Source organism: uncultured Sphingomonas sp. (assembly GCF_913062585.1).
Classification (GTDB): Bacteria; Pseudomonadota; Alphaproteobacteria; order Sphingomonadales; family Sphingomonadaceae; genus Sphingomonas.
Genome location: NZ_CAJXWX010000025.1, coordinates 26,479 through 47,584 on the forward strand (window position 1 = coordinate 26,479; position 21,106 = coordinate 47,584).

Genomic DNA, 21,106 nt, shown 5'->3' on the forward strand with positions numbered 1-21,106 from the left:
CCATGATGCCACGAATGTCGCTCACGCGCTTCCTGATCGAACAGCAGCGGGGCCCCGCGCAACTGCCCTCCGAACTGCGCCTGCTGATCGAGACGGTCGCGCGCGCCTGCAAGACGGTCGGCCATGCGGTGTCCAAGGGCGCGCTGGGCGAGGTGCTGGGCTCACTGGGCAGCGAGAACGTGCAGGGCGAGGTCCAGAAGAAGCTGGACGTGATCGCCAACGACTTCCTGCTCGACGCCAATGAATGGGGCGGACATCTGGCGGCCATGGCGTCGGAAGAGATGGAGACGATCCACCGCATCCCCAATCGCTATCCCAAGGGCGAATATCTCCTGCTGTTCGATCCCATCGACGGGTCGAGCAATATCGACGTTTGCCTGTCGGTCGGCACCATCTTCTCGGTCCTGAAGGCCCCGGCGGATGCGACCGGCCGCGAGATCGGCGAGCAGGATTTCCTCCAGCCCGGTTCGGAACAGGTGGCGGCGGGCTATGCCATTTATGGCCCGCAGACGCTGCTGATGCTGTCGATCGGCACCGGCGTGTACGAGTTCACGCTCGACCGCGAGATCGGGGCCTGGAACCTGACCGACGGGCCGATCCGGATGCCCGGCGGCACCCCCGAATTCGCCATCAACATGGCGCGGCGGCGGCAATGGTCGGATATCGTCGCACGCTTTGTCGAGGAACGGATCCAGGGCACGGAAGGGCCGCTGGGAGCGGACTACAATATGCGCTGGACCGGATCCATGGTCGCCGATGTCCACCGCATCCTGAAGCGCGGCGGCACCTTCCTCTACCCCCGCGACGAGCGGACCGGGCAGGCACGGCTGCGACTGATGTACGAGGCCAATCCGATGAGCTACCTGATCGAACAGGCGGGCGGCGCGGCGACCGATGGCACGACACGCATCCTGGACATCCCCCCCACCGGCCTGCACCAGCGCGTCGGACTGATGCTGGGCGACGCAGCAGAGATCGCCGCCCTTCAGGCTGCATCGGTCGCCGCACCGGAACTGGCATCCTCGGCCGTCGCATAGGCCGATTCCGGCACGTCCCGAGCCCCTATCGGCCAGATTTGGGGGCTCGGACAGCCGAGCCCCGACAGCCACGCAGGATCGACGCCGCGATCAGCATGCGGGCGGGAAAAACAAACAAAAAATCGATGGCGCACCCGACAGGATTCGAACCTGTGGCCTCTGCCTTCGGAGGGCAGCGCTCTATCCAGCTGAGCTACGGGTGCGTGGGCGGGTCGACTAGCATCGCCTGCCCCCATGCGCCAGCCCTTTTTATGCCGCCACCGTTTTTGCGGCCTTGACCGTCGGGGCGGGTGTCTTGGGGCGATAGGCGCACAGATCCTCGACCGGGCAGCGCCAGCATTCGGGGCGCCTGGCCTTGCAGATGTAGCGGCCGTGCAGGATCAGCCAGTGATGCGCGTGCACCCGGAACGGCGCAGGCGTGGCCTTGTCCAGCTTCAGTTCCACCGCCAGCACCGTCTTGCCCTTGGCGAGACCCGTCCGGTTGCACACACGGAAGATATGGGTGTCGACCGCGAAGGTTTCCTGCCCGAAGGCGACGTTGAGCACGACATTGGCGGTCTTGCGCCCGACCCCGGGCAGCCGCTCCAGCGCCGCGCGGTCCTGCGGCACCTCGCCGCCATGATCGTCGACCAGCATCTGCGACAGCGCGATGACGTTCTTGGCCTTGGTGTTGAACAGGCCGATCGTCTTGATGTGCGCCTTGAGCCCCTCTTCGCCCAGTTCCAGCATTTTCTGCGGCGTGTCGACATCGGCGAACAGGGCGCGCGTCGCCTTGTTGACGCCGATATCGGTCGCCTGCGCCGACAGGGCGACCGCAACGACGAGGGTATAGGGGTTGCGAAATTCCAGCTCGGTCTCGGGATGCGGGTTCGCCTCCGCCAGCCGGTGGTAGAATTCGACGATATCGGCCTTCTTCATGGTCCTCAGAGGCCCAGCACGTCGCCCATGCGATAGCGGCCCGGCGCCTGCCCTGCGAGCCACAGCGCCGCGCGCACCGCACCGCGCGCGAAGATGGTGCGGTCCTGCGCGAAATGGCCGAGGGTCAGCCGCTCACCCTCGCCCGCGAAGATCACCTCATGATCGCCGATCACCGAGCCACCGCGCAGCGCCGCCAGCCCGATCGTCCCCTCGGTCCGCGCGCCGACCAGACCCGCGCGCCCATCGACGCGCAGTTCCGACAACGGATGCCCCCGCCCCGCCGCCGCCGCCTCGCCCAGCAGCAGCGCAGTGCCCGAGGGGGCGTCGACCTTGTGCCGGTGGTGCATCTCGGTAATCTCGATGTCCCAGTCGCTGCCCAGCCGTGCCGCCGCCTCGCGCACCAGATTGGCCAGCAGCGTGATGCCGAGCGAGGTATTGCCGGTCTGGAGCACCGCGATCTCGGTCGCGGCATCGTCAATCGCGGCATGTTGTGCAGGCGACAGGCCGGTGGTGCCGATGACAATCGGGGTCCGCGCGGCGCGGGCGGCGGCCAGATGCACGTCGAGCGCCCCGGCGATCGAGAAGTCGACCAGCACGTCGGCGGCCTTGGCCAGCGCGTCGGGATCGTCCCGCGAATCGCACCCACCCGCCAGGGTCGCGCCCTCGCCTTCGATCAGGTCCGCGATGGCGCGGCCCATGCGCCCGGCGCTGCCATAGATGCCGATGGCGGTCATGCGGGGGGCTCCGATGGATGAGAGGGAGGAGGTCGTCATGCGGATGTCCTTGGCACAGGTCCAGTCGAGGGGAAACCGGCGGGTCACGCAATCTTTATTGCCTACCCGTCGGCCGAACTGATGCTATGATCCGCGATGAAGAGCGGCCACTGCCTGTTATAGCGACGGGGACGAATAACCTTGCACCGCGCGATTGGGATGCTGACGATCGTGGCGCTGTCCATGCTGCTTATCGCCTGCGGGAAACGCGAGAGGGCCCCAACCCCAGAGCAATTTCACGCCGAGCAGCAGCGATCCACCTACGGACCCACGAGTGACTGGCGGCTCTCCAACGCGACATGGTCCCGTTCGACTCAAAAGATGCGCGATCGGGCCTATCTGTTCTGCTGGCAAAAGCGACGTGGCGATCCACTATGCCCGCCGTCACAGGATTTCGCACTCATCCTCGCCAATCATGCCGAAAGCAATGCGCGCGCCGCCGTCCGGGGCGAGGGGCATGGCATGCCCTTCTTTGATGCGATCCGTCAGCGCCCCGATGCTTATATCGCCGCCCGGCAACACTGCATGATGGTCTATCAGGATGGAGGAGCAGCCGATGCCCGGAGCCTAGGACCATGCCTCACCAACGCCGTCGGCGGGGATTATTTTGGTATCGTGCCTGTGCCATGAAACGGCTGTGAGGAAAATGTGACACCCTCGACAGCAAGGGTTTCGCCGGGAACAGCATCCGGGCGAGCACTGGGCTGAACACGACGTTCGCATATCGCGCATAGCGGATAGCTTCACCCCGGCAATCATAAGGTCCGCACTCTCAGATGACCACTACCCCCAACATCGTCATCCTCACCGGCGCGGGCATTTCCGCCGAGTCCGGGATCGCCACCTTTCGCGGCCCTGGCGGGCTGTGGGAGGGGCACCGGGTCGAGGATGTCTGCACGCCCGAGGCGCTCGCCGCCGATCCCGATCTGGTCCACCGCTTCTACGATCTGCGGCGGGCGGCCTTGGCCACGGTGGCGTCCAACCCCGCGCATGAGGCGCTGGCGCGGCTGGACCGGGAATGGCCCGGCGAATTGCTGATCGTCACGCAGAATGTCGACGATCTGCACGAGCGAGCGGGTGCGACGCGGATGCTGCACATGCACGGCGCGCTGAAGCAGGCGCTGTGCGCGGCCTGTGGGGAGCGGTTCGAGTGGGACGGTGCGCTGCCGCCGGGCACGCCCTGCCCCGCCTGTGGCGCGCCGCGCCTGCGGCCCGACATCGTGTTCTTCGGCGAGATTCCCTACGACATGGACCGGATCGAGGCTGCCCTGGCGCAGGCCGATCTGTTCGTGTCGATCGGCACCTCGGGCGCGGTCTATCCGGCGGCCGGGTTCGTGCGGATGGCGAGCGCATATGGCGCGGCGACGCTGGAGCTGAATCTCGATCGGTCGGAGGGCAGCGGCTGGTTCGACGAGAGCCGCCTGGGGCCGGCAGGGGAACGCGTCCCCGAATGGGTGGCGCAGATGCTCAGCCGGTGACGGGCACGATGACCTCGCGGGCGCGGGGGGCGAGCCGTTCGACCGCCGGTCCCTGAAGACCCCGCGCCGTCACCAGCACGCCAAAGGCACGCGGATCCGGCTTGTTGAAGAGCAAGGGCTGGCCCAGCGCATCGGCGACCCCCGCCCCGGCTTCGGACGCGATCAGCGCGGCGGCGGCGATGTCCCACTCATTGCCCCAGCGCAACGTGGCGACCAGATCGGCCTCGTCGGCGGCGACCATGGCGATGCGCAACGCGATCGAGTTGGGCTTGAACACCGCGACCAGATCGCGGTCGGCCTTGGGCAACGCATCGACGGGCACCCGCGCGCCCGGCATCTGGCGGCAATAGCCCGCGCTCAGCGGGCTGCCATTGCGGGTCGCGCCATGCCCTGCCCGGGCCAGCCACAATTCCCCGCGCGCGGGCGCGGCCAGCACGCCGATCACCGGCACCCCGTCCTCGACCAGCGCGACCGACACCGCCCAGCCTTCGCGGCCCCGGATATAGTCGCGCGTGCCGTCGATCGGATCGACCACCCAGACGCGGCGCGCCGCCAGCCGGTCGGGCTTGTCCGCCGTCTCCTCCGACAGCCAGCCCGCATCGGGGATCAGGGCGTGGAGCCGGGCGTGGAGCATCCGGTCGACGTCCAGATCGACCTCGCACACCGGGCTGCCCGGCGTTTTCTCCCACTGGCGGAAATCGGTACGCCAGCGGGCGAGCGCCATCGCCGCCGCCTCGCGCGCCGCCGCGACGACCGCCGGGACCAGTTCAGCCGCTGGCAATCGTCATTCCATCGACGCGCAGGGTCGGCACATTGACGCCGTAGCGGAATTCCAGGTCGTTGGCCGGGGTCATGGCAAGGAACATATCCTTCAGATTACCTGCCACGGTGAACTCCGCAACCGGCTCGGCGATCCGTCCGTCGACGATGCGAAAGCCCGCCGCGCCCCGGCTATAGTCGCCGGTGACGGGATTCACCCCGCTGCCGATCAGCTCGGTCACATAGATGCCGTCGGCGATGTCGGCGATCAGCGTCTCGACCGGCACGCGGCCCGCCGCCATGAACAGGTTGCTGGTCGACACGCCCGGCCCGCCCGCCGTGCCCCGCGCGGCATGGCCGGTCGGCTCCAGCCCCAGCTGCCGGGCCGAGGCGGAGTCGAGCAGCCATGTCTCCAACACCCCGTCCTCGACGATCGCGGTCGGCGACACGGCAAGCCCCTCGCCATCAAAGGGACGCGAGCGCAGGCCATGCGGGCGGTGGGGATCGTCCTCGATCCGGATACCCTCGGCCATCACCCGCTCGCCCAGACGGTCGAGCAGGAAGCTGGTCCGCCGCGTGATCGCCGCGCCCGCGATCGCCGAGACGAGATGCCCGACCAGCGACGAGCCGACACGCGGGTCGTAGACGACCGGCATGGTGCCGCTCGCCGGCTTGCCCGGATTCAGCCGTGCGACGGCCCGCTCGCCCGCGCGGATGCCGATCGCCTCTGGGCTTTCCAGCAGGCGGCGCAGGCGGGCACCGTGATGGGCATAGTCGCGCTGCATGGCGGCCCCCTCGCCCGCGACCACGCTGACCGACAGGCCATAGCCGGTGGCGGCATAGCCCGCCGCGAAGCCGTGGCTGGTGGCGAGCGCCGAGACGACGCGGGAAGCAGACGCGCCCGCCCCTTCCGAATTGGTCACGCCCGCCACGGCGCGCGCGGCCTCCTCCGCCTCCAGCGCGGCGGCGCGCAACGCCTCGGGCGCGACCTCGCCGCCATCGTCCAGGTCAAGCATCGGCGGCGCGCCGTGCAGCAGCCGCTCCTGCGGGGCCAGGCCCGCCCAGCGATCCTCGGGCGCCTCGCGCGCCATGGCGACGGCGCGCTCGACGGCACGGTCCATCGCATCGCCCGACAGGTCCGAGGTCGAAACGCTCGCCGAGCGCCGCCCGACGAACACGCGCAGGCCCAGCTCCTCGCTCTCCGACCGTCCGACATCCTCCAGCGCGCCGAGGCGCACCGACACCTCCAGCGCGGCATCGGCAGCAAAGACCGCGTCGGCGGCGTCGGCGCCGGCGGCACGGGCACGGGCAACGATATCGGCGGCCCGGTCGCGGGCCTGTTCGGGGGTCAACATGGGTACGGACTTAGGAGGGCGAGGGACGGGATGCCAGCCCTGACCACGTCATGATTCTGCGGCAGAGGCAGCGCTAATCCCTATGGTTTCTATCCAGGACCGGTCCTTCCAAAGTGTGGGAGCGGTCGAAACCGGGGCGATTACGCCGCCTGTATCCGTCAACCGAGCGGATACGGGCCGACTATCGTCCTTAGCGAATGGCCGTGCCTCCGGCTCGGCGGACAGCGTTTCCTTGCCGGGTTTTGATTGGCTCCACCACAGCTGGCCGGATATGATGGACGGGACAGCCCAATGCGGTGCGGTTGGCACGGGTGCGAAGGGAAAATTATGATCGTGATGGCCGTGGCATTCGCTCAAGCGGCTCCGGGCTTGCCCGCCCGGCATGAACGGCATGTTCCCGAAACGCCCAAAATTGCAGAATGCCGCTTCACCCAAGCAACGACCCGCTTCGACTCTCTCAAGGCACTGCCCGAACCGATTCGGGCGGAGATCGCCCGCTTTTTCAAGAACGGCGGCGGGCTGGCCGAGGCGGGCGGCGAATTCAACAGCACCGATGTGATCGACGCCCATATCCCTGGCGCGCGTTTCATCCGGGCCTATCACACGCAAGATACATGGTTCATCTGGTGGGAGCGCGGCGGATTCGTTCATAGCCTGCTGACCCTTGCGCTAACTAGAACGCAGGAGGCGACGAGCGGACCGGTATTTCGGGTGACGCCCGGGAGCATCTTTACGGGCGATCTCTGCGCAGGATCGAACGCCTTTCTACTAGGGGTGCGGGCAGCCAACTGAACCGCCAGATGCCCGGCGCGTTACATTCGGCATGGGCAACTCCCCCGAGAATCGAAGCCAGACGCGGTCTTATAATATGGGGGTAGCGTCCCTTACGGCCGGTAATGGCGCGCGGATTCGGGTAAAGGTGCGAATTTCCACCACCGGCCTGATCGCGATCGGCGGCCTTGTCTCGTCGATCCTGCTGTCCACAGCCGTCCTGGTCGGTGTCGCGACACGGCACCTGCCCCGGCGCGAAAGTCGGTAGGCTATACCGGCGCGGCGTCCGCCCCGGCGCCATAATGGTGCCAGGTGAAGATCGCGAGCGCGCTGCGGTGGGGGCGAAAGGCATCGGCCAGCGCACGGACCTGTTTTTCCGAGGGTCGTGCGTCGTGCCCCAGGATGCGCCCCATCTCGATCTGCACCGCCAGATCGCCCGCTGGCCAGATATCGGTGCGGCCTTCAGCAAAGAGCAGATAGACCTCCGCCGACCAGCGGCCGATGCCCTTGACCGCGACCAGCTTTGCGATCGCTTCCTCGTCATCCGCCGGCAGGTCGGCCAGGTTCAGGCGGCCGCTCGTCACCTCCTCGGCCAGGCTGCGCAGATAGCCCGCTTTCTGGCGCGAGATGCCGGCGCCGCGCAGTTCCTCATCGGTGACGCCGTGTAGGCGCGTCGGATCGGTGGCATCGCCGAGCAACTCGTTCAGCCGCCGCCAATGCGCATCGGCCGAGGCGACGGACACCTGTTGGCCCAGGATCGTGCGGACCAGCGTCGCATAGCCCCGCGCCCGGATCCGGGGCGCGGGATAGCCGATCCGGGCGATCGCGGCGGCGATGGCGGGCTCGGCGGCGGCCAGCGCGTCGAGACTTTCGCGAATTTGTTCGGCACTCAGGCCCATGATGCTTGATCCGCGCGTTCAGGCCCGGCAGAGGCGCTTTCAATACCAGGGCCGACAAGGAGAATGGACATGCCCAAGCTTATCGTCGTGACCCGCGACGGGGAAGAACGCGAAATCGACGGCGAGGCCGGTCTGTCGGTGATGGAAGTCATCCGCGACGCCGGCGTCGACGAGCTGCTGGCGCTGTGCGGCGGATGCTGTTCCTGCGCGACCTGCCATGTGCATGTCGATCCGGAATTTGCGGATTCGCTGCCCGCGATCGGGCCGGACGAGGACGATCTGCTCGATTCGACCAGCGACCGCGACGCGACCTCGCGCCTGTCGTGCCAGCTGCCCTTCGGTGCGGCGCAGGACGGAATGCGGGTGCGGATCGCGGCGGAGGACTGACGGCGCATTGCGCGTGAACGTCGGAGGGCGGGGTTTCGGCCCCGCCCTTTTTTTGTTCGCGGACTGGAATCCCTTGGCCTTCGACTTCGCTCAAGCTGAACGGAGGAAGGGGATGGTGGCCACGCGTACCAACATCCGTTCAGCCTGAGCGAAGTCGAAGGCCACGCTCCGCAATCGCCAACGATCCGCTCTACGCGCAAAAACGAGCGGCAGGACCGACCCCGCCGCTCCAGACCATCACCGCGCCGCCACCGCATACAGCGCGATCGCCGCCGCGTTGGAGACGTTCAGGCTCTCCACCTTCGAGCTGATCGGCAGCTTGGCGAGTTCGTCGCAATGCGCCTCGGTATTCTGGCGCATCCCCTCGCCTTCCGCGCCCAGCACGATGCAGATGCGCTGCGTGCCCATCGCCTGTGCGAGCGTCTGGCTGGCATGGCCGGTCAGGCCGATGCGCCAGAAGCCGGCTTCCGCAATCTCGTCGAGCGCACGCGACAGGTTCACCACGCGCACCCACGGCACCGTCTCCAGCGCGCCGCTGGCCGAACGGGCGACCGTGCCCGATTCGGGCGGCGCGTGGCGGTCCTGGGTCACGATGCCCACCGCATCGAAGGCGGCGGCCGAGCGCAGGATCGCGCCGACATTGTGCGGGTCGGTCACCTGGTCGAGCACGACGAGCGGCCGTTGATTGTCCTGCACCTCATGGAGGAGATCGCCCAGCCAGATATCCTCCAGCGGATCGACCTCGGCCACCAGGCCCTGGTGCGGTGCGTCGGCGGGGACCAGGCGGCCCAGATCGGCGGCATCGGCATAGGTGATCGGCACCACCGGCGGCAGGTCGAGCGCGGCCAGCGCCTCGCGCGTGCCCCAGATCTTGCGCACCGTCCGGTTGGGATTGGCGAGCGCCGCCGTCACCGCATGCCGTCCCCAGAAGCGGGGGCGGTTGGATGAAGCCTGGCTGGGGCGATGTCCTCGGCGTGCCATCAGTCGTCGTTGTCCGTAAAGTCAAAGGGTTTGGTCGTCGCCGGTTGCGTCGGCACCGGCGGGCGCGGCAACGCCTTGTCCGCATTCGCCGCCGCGAGCAAGACCCCGGCGAGCACGACCGAAGCCTGGCGCATGTCGTCGCCCTTCAGATGGTCGAAGGTATCGGCCGAGCTGTGATGCGTCCGACTGCCATAATCCAGCGGGTCCTGGATGAACTGATAGCCCTGCACGCCGATCGCCTGCATGAAGACATGGTCGGTGCCGCCGGTCGTCCGCTGCACGACATTGCCTGCGCCCAGCGAGGCATAGGGCGACAGCCATTCCTTCAGCATCGGCACTGCCGCCGGATTGTTCTCGGCATACAGCCCGCGCAGCTTGCCCGAGCCATTGTCGATGTTGAAATAGGCCGCGAGGTCGCCGTAACCGGGCTTCGTCGTGATCGGCCAGCGATTGGTCCAGCCATAATAGCGTTTCAGGCCCGATTGCGGCGCATCGTCAGGCCGCCCGCGCGTCGCCAGATGCTGTTCGACATAGGCCATGGAGCCAAGAATCCCCTGCTCCTCGCCCGACCAGAGCGCGAAGCGGATGGTGCGCTTCGGGCGCTGGCCGGTGGCGGCCAGGATACGCGCGGCCTCCATGACCATCGCGCTGCCCGCCGCATTGTCGGAGGCGCCGTCGCCCGCGACCCAGCTGTCGAGATGCGCGCCCGCCATCACATAACCCGCCTTCGGGTCGCTGCCGGGGATCTCGGCGATGATGTTGTACGCATTGACGTCACTGTCGTCGTACCGGACGTCGCTCAGGACTTCGAGCATGGGCGCCGGACCGACCTTGGTCAGCCGCGCGAGGCGGCGATAATCCTCGGCGGCCAGCTCGATGCCAGGGACGGCGGGCGTCTCACCGCGCCCGAACAGATAGCCTTCGCCATGCACCAGCTTACCGTCGCGATAGCTCTGCGTGACGTACGCCACCGCGCCCTCGGCCTTGAGGAAGGCGTCGAGCTTCTGCGCGAAGTCCAGCCGCTTCAACCGCCGGTCGGCGCTTTCCGGATCATGCTCGGGCTGTACATAGACGTCGAGCTTCGAAATATCCTCGCCGGTCAGGCGGCGGAAGGGCGCGGTGCCGGGTTCGTCGCCGGTGCCGGGCAGCGAGACCATCACGATCTTGCCGCGCAGCTGCCCCCGCCATTTGTCGAAGTCCCGCTCCCGCTTCATCGGCGCAACGATCACCGGCGCGGTCACCGTGCCGTTGGTGCCGGGCGTCCAGGCGATGGGAATGGCGGTCAGTTGCAGCGGACGGGGGCTGACCATCCGCACGCTCGCCCGCTCGATCGACCAGCCGCGCCCGAAGGCGAAGCCCTCCTTATGAACGTTCTTCAGACCCCATTTCGCGAATTGCTCGGCGGTCCAGGCTTCGGCGGTGCGCATCGCCGGGCTGTTGGTCATGCGCGGGCCGATCACGTCGGTCAGATGCTCGGCGGTCTGCATGACCTGGCTGTGATTCATCCCCTCGTCGATCAGCCGATTGGCGGCGCTGCGGTCCTGGGCCGACGCGACGGCCGCAGGCAGCAGGGCGACCGCCGCGACGGCGGCGAGCAAGGATGGACGCATTTGGATCGAACCCCCGGATGACTTCGTAATGGGACAAAGGCTATGGCCCAAGTCCGGACGATGCAAGCAAGCGGATCGGCCGGTGCAGGCAAAAACCCGCAAAACGGCGTTGACAGGCCGCGCCAGCTTCGGCATTGGGCGCGCCTCGCTCCGATGGAGTGACACCCCGGAAGGGTGGCCGAGTGGTTAAAGGCAGCAGACTGTAAATCTGCCCGCGTGAGCGTACACTGGTTCGAATCCAGTCCCTTCCACCATCCCCGCCGATCGGCTAGGGTCGAAAACGGCGCTGGATACTCGAGCGGGTATAGCACAATGGTAGTGCAGCAGCCTTCCAAGCTGAATACACGGGTTCGATTCCCGTTACCCGCTCCAAACTTTCTCCGACATCGCCGGTGCAGCAGCCTTCCAAGCTGAATACATTGCGGCTTGAGACTTGACCTATACGTCAGCACGCGCCACTCCCCGCCGCGATTTCACTGGAGTTACGCGTCATGGCATCGGTCAATTTCGACATCCCCCACAATCTGGGCCATGCCGAGGCGCGCCGCCGCATCGAACAGGGCCTGCCCAAGCTGGAGGCGCATATTCCCGGCGGGGGCCAGGTGACGTCCGAATGGCCCGCCGACGACCGGCTGATGCTGACCATCATCGCGATGGGCCAGACGGTGAAGGCCGACATGGACATCGCCGACGACAGCTTGCGGGGTACGGTGGCGATCCCGATGATGCTGTCGATGATGGCCGGGCCGATCGGCGAGTTCGTGAAGACCAGCGCCGAGAAGATGCTGGCCAAGGCGTAAAAGATCCTCCCCGGCACGGGGAGGTGCCAGCGCGGATGCGCTGACGGAGGGGGCTTCCACGAGGGACGACCTTGGCCGCACGCCCCCTCCACCATGCTCCGCATGGTCCCCCTCCCCGTGCCGGGGAGGATTGCAGGAAGGTCACTTCCCCCTTGCCCCGCCCGGCATGACACGCCACCATTTCCGGCGATGCCCACCCTTCCCGCCGTCGCTACCATTGCCCAGACCATCCAGCTGTCGCTGGCCCCCGTCTTCATGCTCGCCGCGATCGGGCAGTTGCTGAACGTGCTCGCCGGGCGGCTGGCGCGGGTGATCGATCGGGCGCGCGGGCTGGAGATGATGATCCACAAGGTCGATGACGGGCCCGAGCGGTTGCGCCACAAATGGGAGCTGCGGCTGCTCGACCGGCGGATGTCGATCATCAACGCCGCGCTGTTCCTGGCGGTGTCGAGCGCGGTCATGGCGTGCATCGTCATCGCGGTTCTGTTCATCGCCAATCTCGGCAAATTCCATATCGGCACCTGGATCGCGCTGGCCTTCATCCTGGCGGTCTGCCTGCTGACCCTGTGCCTGATCGCCTTCATGATCGAGGTGCGCATCTCGCTGCGCGCGATTCACGTCCGCAAGGAAATTCTGGATTGATCGTCACGTCGGCCGAACGGCGTGTGCTCCAGTGCATCGTTGCCATCGCCTGTCTGGTGCCCCTGGCGACCGGCGGGATCAGCATCGTGCGCGGCCCCGGCTGGCTGGGCCATGCGGCGTCGGTGCCGACCGACCTGGACAGCCAGTTCCGCTACGTCTCGGGCATCTTCTTCGCGCTGGGCCTCGCCTTCACCAGCTGCGTGCCCGGAATCGAGCGCAAGGGCGCGCGTTTCCGGTTGCTGGGGTGGATGGTGGTCGCGGGCGGACTGGCGCGGGCACTGTCCTGGGCGGTGGTCGGCGCGCCCTCGGTCGGGCATCGGCTCGGGCTTGTGATGGAACTGGGCGTCGTTCCGCTTCTTATGCTCTGGCAGGTCCGTGTCGCGCGGGCGTCCCGCTGATTTCAGGAGCATCGTCATGCGCTTTTCCAACCGGGCCTCTCTCGTCACCGGCGGCACCTCGGGCATCGGCCTCGCGACCGCGCGGCGCCTGATCGCCGAGGGTGGGCGGGTGCTCGCCACGGGACGCAGCCCCGAGCATATCGAAGAGGCGCGCGCCGCCCTGCCCGAGGCGACGATCATCGCGCACGACGCCGCCGACCCTGCCGCCACCGAGGCGCTGGTGAGCGCGGTCCGTGACTTCGCGCCGGAGGGGCTCGACGGCGCCTTCCTCAACGCGGGCATCGGCCGGTTCAAGACGCTGGAGGCGATCGACGCGGAGGAGTTCGATACGCATTTCGACCTTAACGTCCGCGCGCCGCTGCTCCAGGCGCAGGCGCTGGGGCCGTCGATCAAGGACGGCGGCGCGATCCTGCTGATCGGATCGGGCACGGTCGGCGGCGGGCGGGCGGATGCGCTGGTCTATGCCGCCAGCAAGTCCGCCGTGCGCCAAGCCGCGCGCAGCCTGGCCAGCCAGTTCGCGCCGCGCGGGATCCGCGTCAACGTCGTCGCCCCCGGCGCGACCGAGACCCGTTTCCACACGCGTGGCGGGATGAGCGACCCGGACCTCGCGCAATATAAGGCCAAGGTCGCCAAGGCGGTGCCACTCGGCCGCCTGGGCCAGCCGGAGGATGTGGCGGGGGTAGCCTGTTTCCTGCTGTCAGACGATGCGGCTTATGTCACCGGCTCTGAATATCGGGTCGATGGTGGACTTACCATGGCATGAAGGGCGGGGGCATGATGGCGCTCCGGTGGATCGCAAAGAGCGTTGCGCTCGTCCTGATCCTGGTCGGCTTGGCCGCGACGATCGTGCCGCATTATCTCGACCGGCTCTATTATGAGGGGCCGGAGAGCGGCCATTATGATGGCGAGCGTTTCTTCAACCCCGATGGCGATGCGGACACCTTCCGTATGCCGACGCGCGGTGGGCGAAGCGGCTTTTTGTGGCGGCAACTGACCGGCGATGATGGGCGGCCCGCCTGGCCGGAGACGGTCGCGGTCCGCCAGACCAGACCCGAACCCCGTGTCGAGGGGCAGCGCATGGTCGCGACCTGGATCGGCCATGCCACCGTGCTGGTCCAGACCCAGGGCCTCAACATCCTGACCGACCCCATCTATGCCGAGCGAGCAGGTCCCTTCGGCTTCGGCCCCAAGCGGGTGGCCCGGCCCGGCGTGGCGTTCGATGACCTACCCCGGATCGACCTGGTGGTCGTCAGCCACAATCATTACGACCATCTCGACCAGGCGGTGCTGAAGAAACTATGGGCACGCGACCGGCCGCTGATCGTCACCAGCCTGGGCAATGACAGCGTGATCGGCCAGGTCGGCGTGCCCGCCACCGCGCTCGACTGGGGGCGGGAAAAGATGATCCGGCCGGGCGTCTCGGTGGTCGTGACGCGCAACCATCACTGGGGCAGCCGCTGGTTCGCCGATCGCAACCGGGCGCTGTGGTCGAGTTTCGTGGTGAAGCTGCCCGGCGGGAATATCTTCTTCGCGGGCGATACCGGGATGGGCGACGGACGCTGGCCGGAGGAAGCGGCGAAACTGGGGCCGGTCCGGCTCGCGCTCTTGCCGATCGGGGCGTTCCGCTTCGTGCCCGGACAAATGGCGGCGGGCAGCCATATCGGGCCGCCGCAAGCGGTGCAGGTGTTCGAGCGGCTGGGCGCCTCGACCGCCATCCCGATCCATTGGGGGACGTTCCGGCTGTCCTATGAGGGCTATGACACGCCGCCGAAACTGCTGGAGGCGGCGATGCGGTGTTCCTGGACGCGGGTATCGCGACCCGGAGCGCGGTTCACGGCCGTGCGTCTGGGCGAACCCGTTACGATCGGGTCGTTTTTGAACACTCCGCCGGCAGCCATCGCGCTGCCTGAGCGGACCAGCGATGACGAGATGCGGCGCTGCCTCGACACGCCGCAGGTACGGGCACTGCGTTGAGGGGGCTGGAGCGGCGTTTGCCCCTTGGCCTTCGACTTCGCTCAGGCTGAACGGAGGAGGGTTTTGCAGCCCATTCCCAGCATCCGTTCACGCTGAGCGAAGTCGAAGCGCACGTTCCACCACCGGGGCTTAGCCGACTCACCCGCGCCGGATCAGGCCGCCCCCGGCTTGAGCAAATCCAAAATCGCCGCCGTCGTCGCCACCGCGCCGGTCACGATCGACGGCTCGGGCGCGATCTTGAACTGGGGCGAATGGTGCGACGCGACCGCAGGCCCACCCGCCTTTGCCGCCGCCAGTGCCTCGGCGGGCGTGCCGCCGACCGACAGATAATAGCCGCGCACGCCCGTATCAGGCTGAACCAGATAGGCGAAGTCCTCCGCCCCCATCCCCTTCTGCTCGAACGGCGTGACATGATCCGCGCCGAAGGTCGCGGCCATCACCGCATTCAGCCGCTTGGCCAATGCCGCGTCGTTGATCGTCGTCGGCGTGCCCTCGGTCACCGTCACCACCGGCATCTTGTCCTCGGGCATCCCGTTCATCACGCCGACGCCGCGCGCGACCCGCTTGATGCCCGCCAGCAACCGCGCCCGCTCCGCCTCGTCATTGGCGCGGACCGTCACCTGCAGCTTGGCCTCGTCCGAGATGATGTTGTGCTTCAGCCCGGCGTGGAACGAGCCGACGGTGATGACGCCGGGCTTCAACGGCTGCTGCTCGCGGCTGATCAGGCCCTGAAGCGCGACCACCAGTTGCGAGGCCATATAGACCGGGTCCTTGCCCATATGCGGGCTCGCCCCATGCGCGCCGATCCCCGGCACGGTGATGTCGACCGAGTCGGACGAGCTATACTGAATGCCCTCCGACGCCGACACCGTGCCCGCCGCGCGCTCGGCATCGACATGGAAGGCGACCGCGTAATCGGGCTTGGGGAAGCTGGTGTAGAGACCGTCCGCGACCATCGCCTTGGCCCCGCCCACCCGCTCCTCGGCGGGCTGGACGATGAACACGACCGTCCCGCGCCAGCGATCCTTCAGCGCCGCCAGCCGCCGCGCGGTCGCGACCATCGCGGTGATGTGGGTGTCATGGCCGCAGGCGTGCATCACCGGCGCCTCGATCCCGTCCACCCCGACCTGTCGCACGGTGGAGGCATTGGCGAGCCCCGACTTTTCCTCGACCGGCAGGCCGTCCATATCGGCGCGCAACAGCACGACCGGCCCCGCGCCGTTCCTCAGCACGCCGACGACGCCCGTGCCGCCGACCTTCTCGGTCACGACCATGCCCGGCACCGCGCGCAGCTCGGCCGCCATGCGCGCGCCCGTCTTCACCTCGCGGAAGGACAGTTCGGGATTGCGATGGAACCAGTCCCAGAGCTTGCCCAGGTCGCGGTCGTAATCTGCCTTCACCGCGGCGGCATAATCGGGCTCGGCCAGAGCAGGTGCGGCGGTCAGCAGAAGCGCGGCGGCGATGACGTGGCGCATGGATTCCCCTTTTTCGCGATTTTGGCCGATGCTAACCCAGATCGACGGGTGACGAAACGGGAACAGATACCCATATTCGCATTCATGGCGATCCAGATCCGCACCACCCTCGACGAGCCCGAAACCGGGGTCAGCTTCATCCCCCACCGCCCGTCGCGCCCCGAAAAGGCCGAGGGCGGCAAGCGCTTCGAGCTGGTGACCGAATACAAGCCCAGCGGCGACCAGCCCGCCGCGATCCGCGAACTGACGGCGGCGGCGCGCGCGGGCGACAAGGATCAGGTGCTGCTGGGCGTCACGGGCTCGGGCAAGACCTTCACCATGGCCAAGGTCATCGAGGAGTTGCAACGCCCCGCCCTCATCCTCGCGCCCAACAAGATCCTGGCGGCGCAGCTGTACGGGGAGTTCAAGAGCTTCTTCCCCAACAACGCGGTCGAATATTTCGTCAGCTATTACGACTATTATCAGCCAGAGGCCTATGTGCCGCGGTCCGACACCTATATCGAGAAGGAAAGCTCGATCAACGAGTCGATCGACCGGATGCGCCACTCGGCGACGCGTGCGCTGCTGGAGCGCGACGACGTCATCATCGTCGCCTCGGTGTCGTGCCTATACGGTATCGGCTCGGTCGAAACCTATTCGGCGATGATCTTCGACCTGAAAAAGGGGCAGAGCGTCGACCAGCGCGAAATCATCCGCAAGCTCGTCGCGCTCCAGTATAAGCGCAACGACGCCGCCTTCATGCGCGGCAATTTCCGGGTGAAGGGCGACAATCTCGAAATCTTCCCCTCGCACTATGAGGACTCGGCCTGGCGCGTGTCCTTCTTCGGCGACGAGATCGAGGAGATCGTCGAGTTCGATCCGCTGACCGGCAAGAAGGTGGCCAGCCTCAACTCGGTGCGCATCTACGCCAACAGCCACTATGTGACGCCGGGCCCGACGATGAAGCAGGCGGTCGAGGCGATCAAGTTCGAGCTGACCGAGCGGCTGAAGGAATTGGAGATCGAGGGCAAGCTGCTCGAGCGCCAGCGGCTGGAGCAGCGCACCAACTTCGACCTGGAGATGATCGCCGCCACCGGCAGCTGCAACGGCATCGAGAATTACAGCCGCTTCCTGACCGGCCGCCTGCCCGGCGAGCCGCCGCCCACGCTGTTCGAGTATCTCCCCGAAAACGCGGTGCTGTTCGTGGACGAGAGCCATGTGACGATCGGCCAGATCAACGGCATGTCGCGCGGCGACCATCGGCGCAAGATCACGCTGGCCGAATATGGCTTCCGCCTTCCTTCCGCGATCGACAACCGGCCGCTGCGCTTCAACGAATGGGACGCGATGCGCCCGCAGACGGTCAGCGTCTCGGCCACGCCCGGTAACTGGGAGATGGAGCAGACCGGCGGTGTCTTCGTCGAACAGGTCATCCGCCCCACCGGGCTGATCGACCCGCCGGTCGAGATCAAGCCGGTCGAGGAACAGGTGCAGGACCTGATCATCGAGGCGCGCAAGACGACCGAACTCGGTTACCGCACCCTCGTCACCACGCTGACTAAGCGTATGGCGGAGGACCTGACCGAATATATGCACGAGGCGGGGATCAAGGTCCGCTACATGCACTCCGACGTCGAGACGCTGGAGCGTATCGAGCTGATCCGCGATTTGCGGCTGGGCGTGTACGACGTACTGATCGGCATCAACCTGCTGCGCGAGGGGTTGGACATCCCCGAATGCGGTCTGGTCGCGATCCTGGATGCGGACAAGGAGGGCTTTCTGCGCTCCGAAACCTCGCTGATCCAGACGATCGGGCGTGCGGCGCGTAACGTCGACGGGCGCGTGATCCTCTATGCCGACCGGATCACCGGGTCGATGGAACGCGCCATGTCGGAGACGTCGCGGCGTCGCGAAAAGCAGATGGCGTACAACACCGAACACGGCATCACGCCGCAGACGATCCGCCGCCAGATCGGCGACATCATCGCGCATGTCGCGAGCGGCGACCAGGTGACGGTGCCGATCGACGAGGACCGTCCGCACATGGTCGGCCATAATCTGCGCGCCTATATCGAGGAACTCGAGAAGAAGATGCGCAAGGCCGCCGCCGACCTCGAGTTCGAGGAAGCGGGGCGGTTGCGTGACGAGATCCGCCAGTTGGAGAATGAGGAACTGGGCCTGCCCGTGCATGAGCAGAAGGCGCCGATCATGGGCCGCTCCAACGAGGGCAAGCCGGGGACGCGCAAGACGCGGTTCGGGAAGAGCAAGAAGTTCGCGAGCGGGCGGAAGGCGAACTGATTATGGGGGATTGGGGCTGCTCGGCCCTTACCCCTCTCCAACCCCTCCCCCTGCCGGGAGAGGGGGTATCGCGTCACGGCAAGCCTACGCAATGAGGCACGCATGACGCCGCCACGCGCACGCCCCTCCCGCAGGCGGGAGGGGATGGGGAAGGGAAAGCCCCGAGAACTGCAGCCGCTGGGTCACCCCAGATCCAGATTCTCCGTCCCCACGCCATAATAACCCGCGACCCGATCGGCATAAGCCTGGTCGAACACCGGCGCATTGTTCGCCCAGCTCGGCCCGCCCTCCAGCAGGCGACGGTCGACGGTGATCACATATTTATCGCCTACGGGGTCGAACTGCAACAGGCTGAACGGCACCGGATAGAAGCTCTTGCCCATGCCCAGGAACCCGCCCAGCGCCAGCACGGCATGGGTCACACGCCCGGACCGCTTGTGGACCATGAAGGCATGGACGCTGCCGATCGCATCGCCGTCGCGGCTTTCCAGCTTCAAATTGCCCGAAACAGTGGACTGCACCAGGATCAGGGTCGGCGTATCGTGATCGGCCATGTTTAACCTCCGTTTAGGTCGAAGAAACCGCCAGCCCGGGGCCCGGTTCCGATGCCCGCCGCATCGGCACGCTCCGTCGCACCACGGGGTTGAGCATCGGGGAGCGCTCCCGCATAGGCTGAGGCCGATGCGTCGCCTCTCCCTTGCTTCCTTCGCCCCGATCGTCGGGGCCGCCGCCCTGTCGGGCTGTATCCCTGCTGCCCCGCGCCCCGAGGCTGCGCCACCGGTGCGGCAAGCCCCACGCCCCGCTCCGCCCGCGGCGCGTCCGGTGCTGGGGAATGACTGGCGCGACTGGCCGCTGACGCCGGGGGACTGGCGGTATCAGCGGACCCCGACGGGCTCGGTCGCGACCTTCGGGACAGGGGGTGTGAACCGGCTTGCGCTGACCTGCGACCTGCGCGCCCGGCAGGTTCGCCTCGACCGCCCGGCCTCGATCGCGGGTGCGGTGACCATCCGTACGTCCAGCACGACGCGGACCGTCGCGATGCGCGGCGTCGCCACGGGTGCCGAACTCGCCCTGCCCGCCGCCGATCCGCTGCTCGATGCCATGGCGTTCAGCCGGGGACGGTTCACCATCGAGCAGACCGGCCAGGTGCCGCTGGTCATCCCCGCCTATGCCGAGATCGGACGCGTGATCGAAGATTGCCGGGGGTGAATCACGCCATTTGGCGGGCGAAAGATGCTCGGCCAAACATCATCGCATTACAAGTCTTGTTTATCGGAATCCGACTGCGCACATTAACCGTGCGTCCTTGATCGGGCGCATTGGCTTTAACTAGCGAAAGGAGGTGATCCGATGTCTCATGGTTCAGCAATGGGGTCGGTTCAGTTCGTTCGGGGGACCGGCTTCTGACATCGATGGGCGCGGTGCGGGGGGTATCCTCCCCCAATCAACGGCTGCGTCTGATGTTCTGAGGCCCACATGGTCTCCCGGGCTGGAGCTCTCCGGCCGCTGACCATGTTTAGGGGTTGCCGGGGCCGTCGCGATGACGTCCCGGCAGCCTCTTTTCATTTGTGGGGGGTGTCTGGCTGTGTGAGGCGGCTCTCAGCCTGGAGGGGGCGACCCAAGCAGACTTTTCGTTCGAGCGATCACGCGCTCGGCCCGTCCTTCGGCTCGGAATATTGTGCCGTCCTGCCACCCCGGCGAAGGCCGGGGTCCAGTTGGGGAAACGCGGGTAAGCTGTGCGTTACCTTCTACATCAGGCTTTGGCGCAACTGGACCCCGGCCTTCGCCGGGGTGGTTGTCGAAAGAGGGCGCGATTTCGGCGATCTTCGCGACCTATTCCGCCTTTTCCTCGCGATACTTCATTTCCAGGAACCGGCCGCGCGTCGACAGGCTGTCGAGATCGGCCTGGGCGAGACGCTGGGTCATGTCGCCGATCTCCTGCTCGATCAGCCTCAGGCCGTCGATCAGCTGTGCGTCGGGCGTCCGGCCATTGCGCTCGACCCGGCGGAGCGGCTCGGGCACGCGTTCGTAATCGCGCAGGAAGGCTGGCAGCTGCTCGCCGATCAGGCGGCGGACTTCCATCGCCTCCGCCGTGTCGTTGTCGACACCCGACAGCTGCGGCGACAGCGTGTCGAGCCGCTGGCCGATCCGGTCGACCAGCTGGACGGCGGGCGCGGGCAGCAGCGGGCGCTGCGCCTCCAGCCAGCGTTCGGTCTGGGCGGGCAGCGCCTTGATATCGACCTGAGCCAACTTGGCCGGGCTCGGCGCGCGCGCGGCGGGGGCGAGCGCGATGGCCAGCGTCGCCGCCACCATCAGCATCATCGCCGCCAGCGCGCCGAAAATGCCGATTCCGCCGGGCAGGATCAGGCCCGTCACCATCGCCGCGATCAGGATGATCGCATTGGCGACGGCGATCAGGATCAGCCGCTGCAAGGCCGAACGCGTACGGCGACGCACCCGCTTGACGGTCGCCTGCGCGGTCCCACGATAATCCTGCGAGATGCGCGCCATCACCTCGCGCGCACGCTCGATCTGCGCATCGACCTCGTTCGAGCGGGGGATGGTCACGACC

The 21,106-nt window shown here is 67.2% G+C and carries 22 protein-coding genes and 3 tRNA genes; 14 read left to right on the forward strand and 11 right to left on the reverse strand.

All coding sequences use genetic code 11. The features are described 5' to 3' along the window. Positions 1-5: 5 nt before the first annotated feature. The gene (locus QZ546_RS14705; RefSeq protein ID WP_294239193.1) at positions 6-1,037 is read left to right on the forward strand and encodes a class 1 fructose-bisphosphatase; all 1,032 of its coding nucleotides are present in this window, start codon (positions 6-8) and stop codon (positions 1,035-1,037) included. 126 nt (positions 1,038-1,163) lie between these two features. Here QZ546_RS14705 and QZ546_RS14710 read toward each other — a convergent pair. The 3 genes from QZ546_RS14710 to dapB form a co-directional block, all read right to left on the reverse strand. After that, positions 1,164-1,240, reverse strand: a tRNA-Arg gene (locus tag QZ546_RS14710). 46 nt (positions 1,241-1,286) lie between these two features. Then, the gene (nth, locus tag QZ546_RS14715; RefSeq protein WP_294239084.1) at positions 1,287-1,955 is read right to left on the reverse strand and encodes an endonuclease III; all 669 of its coding nucleotides are present in this window, start codon (positions 1,953-1,955) and stop codon (positions 1,287-1,289) included. Between the two features lie 5 nt (positions 1,956-1,960). Then, positions 1,961-2,689 carry a 4-hydroxy-tetrahydrodipicolinate reductase gene (gene dapB / locus QZ546_RS14720; protein ID WP_294239089.1) on the reverse strand — a complete coding sequence of 243 codons (729 nt, stop codon included), beginning with the start codon at positions 2,687-2,689 and terminating at the stop codon, positions 1,961-1,963. A 198-nt stretch (positions 2,690-2,887) separates the two neighbouring features. Here dapB and QZ546_RS14725 point away from each other — a divergent pair, with 198 nt between their 5' ends. Then, positions 2,888-3,358, forward strand: a complete 471-nt coding sequence (locus QZ546_RS14725; RefSeq protein ID WP_294239092.1) for a hypothetical protein — start codon at positions 2,888-2,890, stop codon at positions 3,356-3,358. A 146-nt stretch (positions 3,359-3,504) separates the two neighbouring features. Beyond that, positions 3,505-4,206 carry an NAD-dependent deacylase gene (locus QZ546_RS14730; protein ID WP_294239094.1) on the forward strand — a complete coding sequence of 234 codons (702 nt, stop codon included), beginning with the start codon at positions 3,505-3,507 and terminating at the stop codon, positions 4,204-4,206. Here the strand turns inward: QZ546_RS14730 and QZ546_RS14735 are convergent. Continuing rightward, positions 4,196-4,987 carry a 3'(2'),5'-bisphosphate nucleotidase CysQ gene (locus QZ546_RS14735; protein WP_294239098.1) on the reverse strand — a complete coding sequence of 264 codons (792 nt, stop codon included), beginning with the start codon at positions 4,985-4,987 and terminating at the stop codon, positions 4,196-4,198. The two genes, QZ546_RS14730 and QZ546_RS14735, sit on opposite strands and share 11 nt — an antisense overlap. Continuing rightward, entirely contained in the window at positions 4,974-6,320 is a 1,347-nt protein-coding gene (locus tag QZ546_RS14740; protein WP_294239100.1) for a metallopeptidase TldD-related protein, read from the reverse strand. Before QZ546_RS14740 ends, QZ546_RS14735 begins: the two co-directional genes overlap by 14 nt. Positions 6,321-6,647: 327 nt before the next feature. Between QZ546_RS14740 and QZ546_RS14745 the strand changes: the two genes are divergently transcribed. Beyond that, on the forward strand, positions 6,648-7,112 hold the full coding sequence (locus QZ546_RS14745; protein ID WP_294239103.1) for a hypothetical protein: 465 nt from the start codon (positions 6,648-6,650) through the stop codon (positions 7,110-7,112). Positions 7,113-7,360: 248 nt separating this feature from the next. On the opposite strand, the gene QZ546_RS14750 is transcribed toward QZ546_RS14745, so the two are convergent. Next, on the reverse strand, positions 7,361-7,990 hold the full coding sequence (locus QZ546_RS14750) for a DNA-3-methyladenine glycosylase 2 family protein (protein ID WP_294239106.1): 630 nt from the start codon (positions 7,988-7,990) through the stop codon (positions 7,361-7,363). 69 nt (positions 7,991-8,059) lie between these two features. Here QZ546_RS14750 and QZ546_RS14755 point away from each other — a divergent pair, with 69 nt between their 5' ends. Further along, positions 8,060-8,377, forward strand: a complete 318-nt coding sequence (locus QZ546_RS14755) for a 2Fe-2S iron-sulfur cluster-binding protein (protein ID WP_294239109.1) — start codon at positions 8,060-8,062, stop codon at positions 8,375-8,377. A 237-nt stretch (positions 8,378-8,614) separates the two neighbouring features. Here QZ546_RS14755 and rlmB read toward each other — a convergent pair whose 3' ends face one another. Further along, positions 8,615-9,358, reverse strand: a complete 744-nt coding sequence (gene rlmB / locus QZ546_RS14760) for a 23S rRNA (guanosine(2251)-2'-O)-methyltransferase RlmB (RefSeq protein ID WP_294239112.1) — start codon at positions 9,356-9,358, stop codon at positions 8,615-8,617. Further along, the gene (locus tag QZ546_RS14765) at positions 9,358-10,968 is read right to left on the reverse strand and encodes a M20/M25/M40 family metallo-hydrolase (RefSeq protein WP_294239116.1); all 1,611 of its coding nucleotides are present in this window, start codon (positions 10,966-10,968) and stop codon (positions 9,358-9,360) included. Before QZ546_RS14765 ends, rlmB begins: the two co-directional genes overlap by 1 nt. A gap of 168 nt (positions 10,969-11,136) precedes the next feature. Between QZ546_RS14765 and QZ546_RS14770 the strand changes: the two genes are divergently transcribed. From QZ546_RS14770 to QZ546_RS14800, 7 genes are all read left to right on the forward strand, one after another. Next, positions 11,137-11,222, forward strand: a tRNA-Tyr gene (locus tag QZ546_RS14770). A 44-nt stretch (positions 11,223-11,266) separates the two neighbouring features. Then, positions 11,267-11,340, forward strand: a tRNA-Gly gene (locus QZ546_RS14775). 119 nt (positions 11,341-11,459) lie between these two features. After that, positions 11,460-11,768 (forward strand): polyhydroxyalkanoic acid system family protein, encoded by a 309-nt coding sequence (locus QZ546_RS14780; RefSeq protein ID WP_294239118.1) that lies wholly within the window; start codon positions 11,460-11,462, stop codon positions 11,766-11,768. Between the two features lie 189 nt (positions 11,769-11,957). Then, complete coding sequence (locus QZ546_RS14785; protein ID WP_294239119.1) at positions 11,958-12,410, forward strand: DUF2721 domain-containing protein; 453 nt, start codon at positions 11,958-11,960, stop codon at positions 12,408-12,410. Continuing rightward, the gene (locus QZ546_RS14790; RefSeq protein WP_294239122.1) at positions 12,407-12,808 is read left to right on the forward strand and encodes a DUF4345 domain-containing protein; all 402 of its coding nucleotides are present in this window, start codon (positions 12,407-12,409) and stop codon (positions 12,806-12,808) included. Before QZ546_RS14785 ends, QZ546_RS14790 begins: the two co-directional genes overlap by 4 nt. Positions 12,809-12,824: 16 nt before the next feature. Then, on the forward strand, positions 12,825-13,571 hold the full coding sequence (locus QZ546_RS14795; protein ID WP_294239124.1) for an SDR family oxidoreductase: 747 nt from the start codon (positions 12,825-12,827) through the stop codon (positions 13,569-13,571). A gap of 11 nt (positions 13,572-13,582) precedes the next feature. Continuing rightward, complete coding sequence (locus QZ546_RS14800; protein WP_294239128.1) at positions 13,583-14,782, forward strand: MBL fold metallo-hydrolase; 1,200 nt, start codon at positions 13,583-13,585, stop codon at positions 14,780-14,782. Between the two features lie 152 nt (positions 14,783-14,934). On the opposite strand, the gene QZ546_RS14805 is transcribed toward QZ546_RS14800, so the two are convergent. Beyond that, positions 14,935-16,257: an amidohydrolase gene (locus QZ546_RS14805; RefSeq protein ID WP_294239131.1), complete on the reverse strand. Its 1,323-nt coding sequence runs from the start codon at positions 16,255-16,257 to the stop codon at positions 14,935-14,937. A gap of 84 nt (positions 16,258-16,341) precedes the next feature. Here QZ546_RS14805 and uvrB point away from each other — a divergent pair, with 84 nt between their 5' ends. Further along, the gene (gene uvrB, locus QZ546_RS14810; protein ID WP_294239134.1) at positions 16,342-18,534 is read left to right on the forward strand and encodes an excinuclease ABC subunit UvrB; all 2,193 of its coding nucleotides are present in this window, start codon (positions 16,342-16,344) and stop codon (positions 18,532-18,534) included. Positions 18,535-18,716: 182 nt separating this feature from the next. On the opposite strand, the gene QZ546_RS14815 is transcribed toward uvrB, so the two are convergent. Continuing rightward, on the reverse strand, positions 18,717-19,088 hold the full coding sequence (locus QZ546_RS14815; protein WP_294239136.1) for a PRC-barrel domain-containing protein: 372 nt from the start codon (positions 19,086-19,088) through the stop codon (positions 18,717-18,719). Between the two features lie 127 nt (positions 19,089-19,215). On the opposite strand from QZ546_RS14815, the gene QZ546_RS14820 reads away from it, so the two are divergent. Continuing rightward, the gene (locus tag QZ546_RS14820) at positions 19,216-19,743 is read left to right on the forward strand and encodes a hypothetical protein (protein WP_294239138.1); all 528 of its coding nucleotides are present in this window, start codon (positions 19,216-19,218) and stop codon (positions 19,741-19,743) included. A 624-nt stretch (positions 19,744-20,367) separates the two neighbouring features. On the opposite strand, the gene QZ546_RS14825 is transcribed toward QZ546_RS14820, so the two are convergent. Continuing rightward, positions 20,368-21,102: a hypothetical protein gene (locus tag QZ546_RS14825; protein WP_294239145.1), complete on the reverse strand. Its 735-nt coding sequence runs from the start codon at positions 21,100-21,102 to the stop codon at positions 20,368-20,370. Positions 21,103-21,106 lie beyond the last annotated feature (4 nt).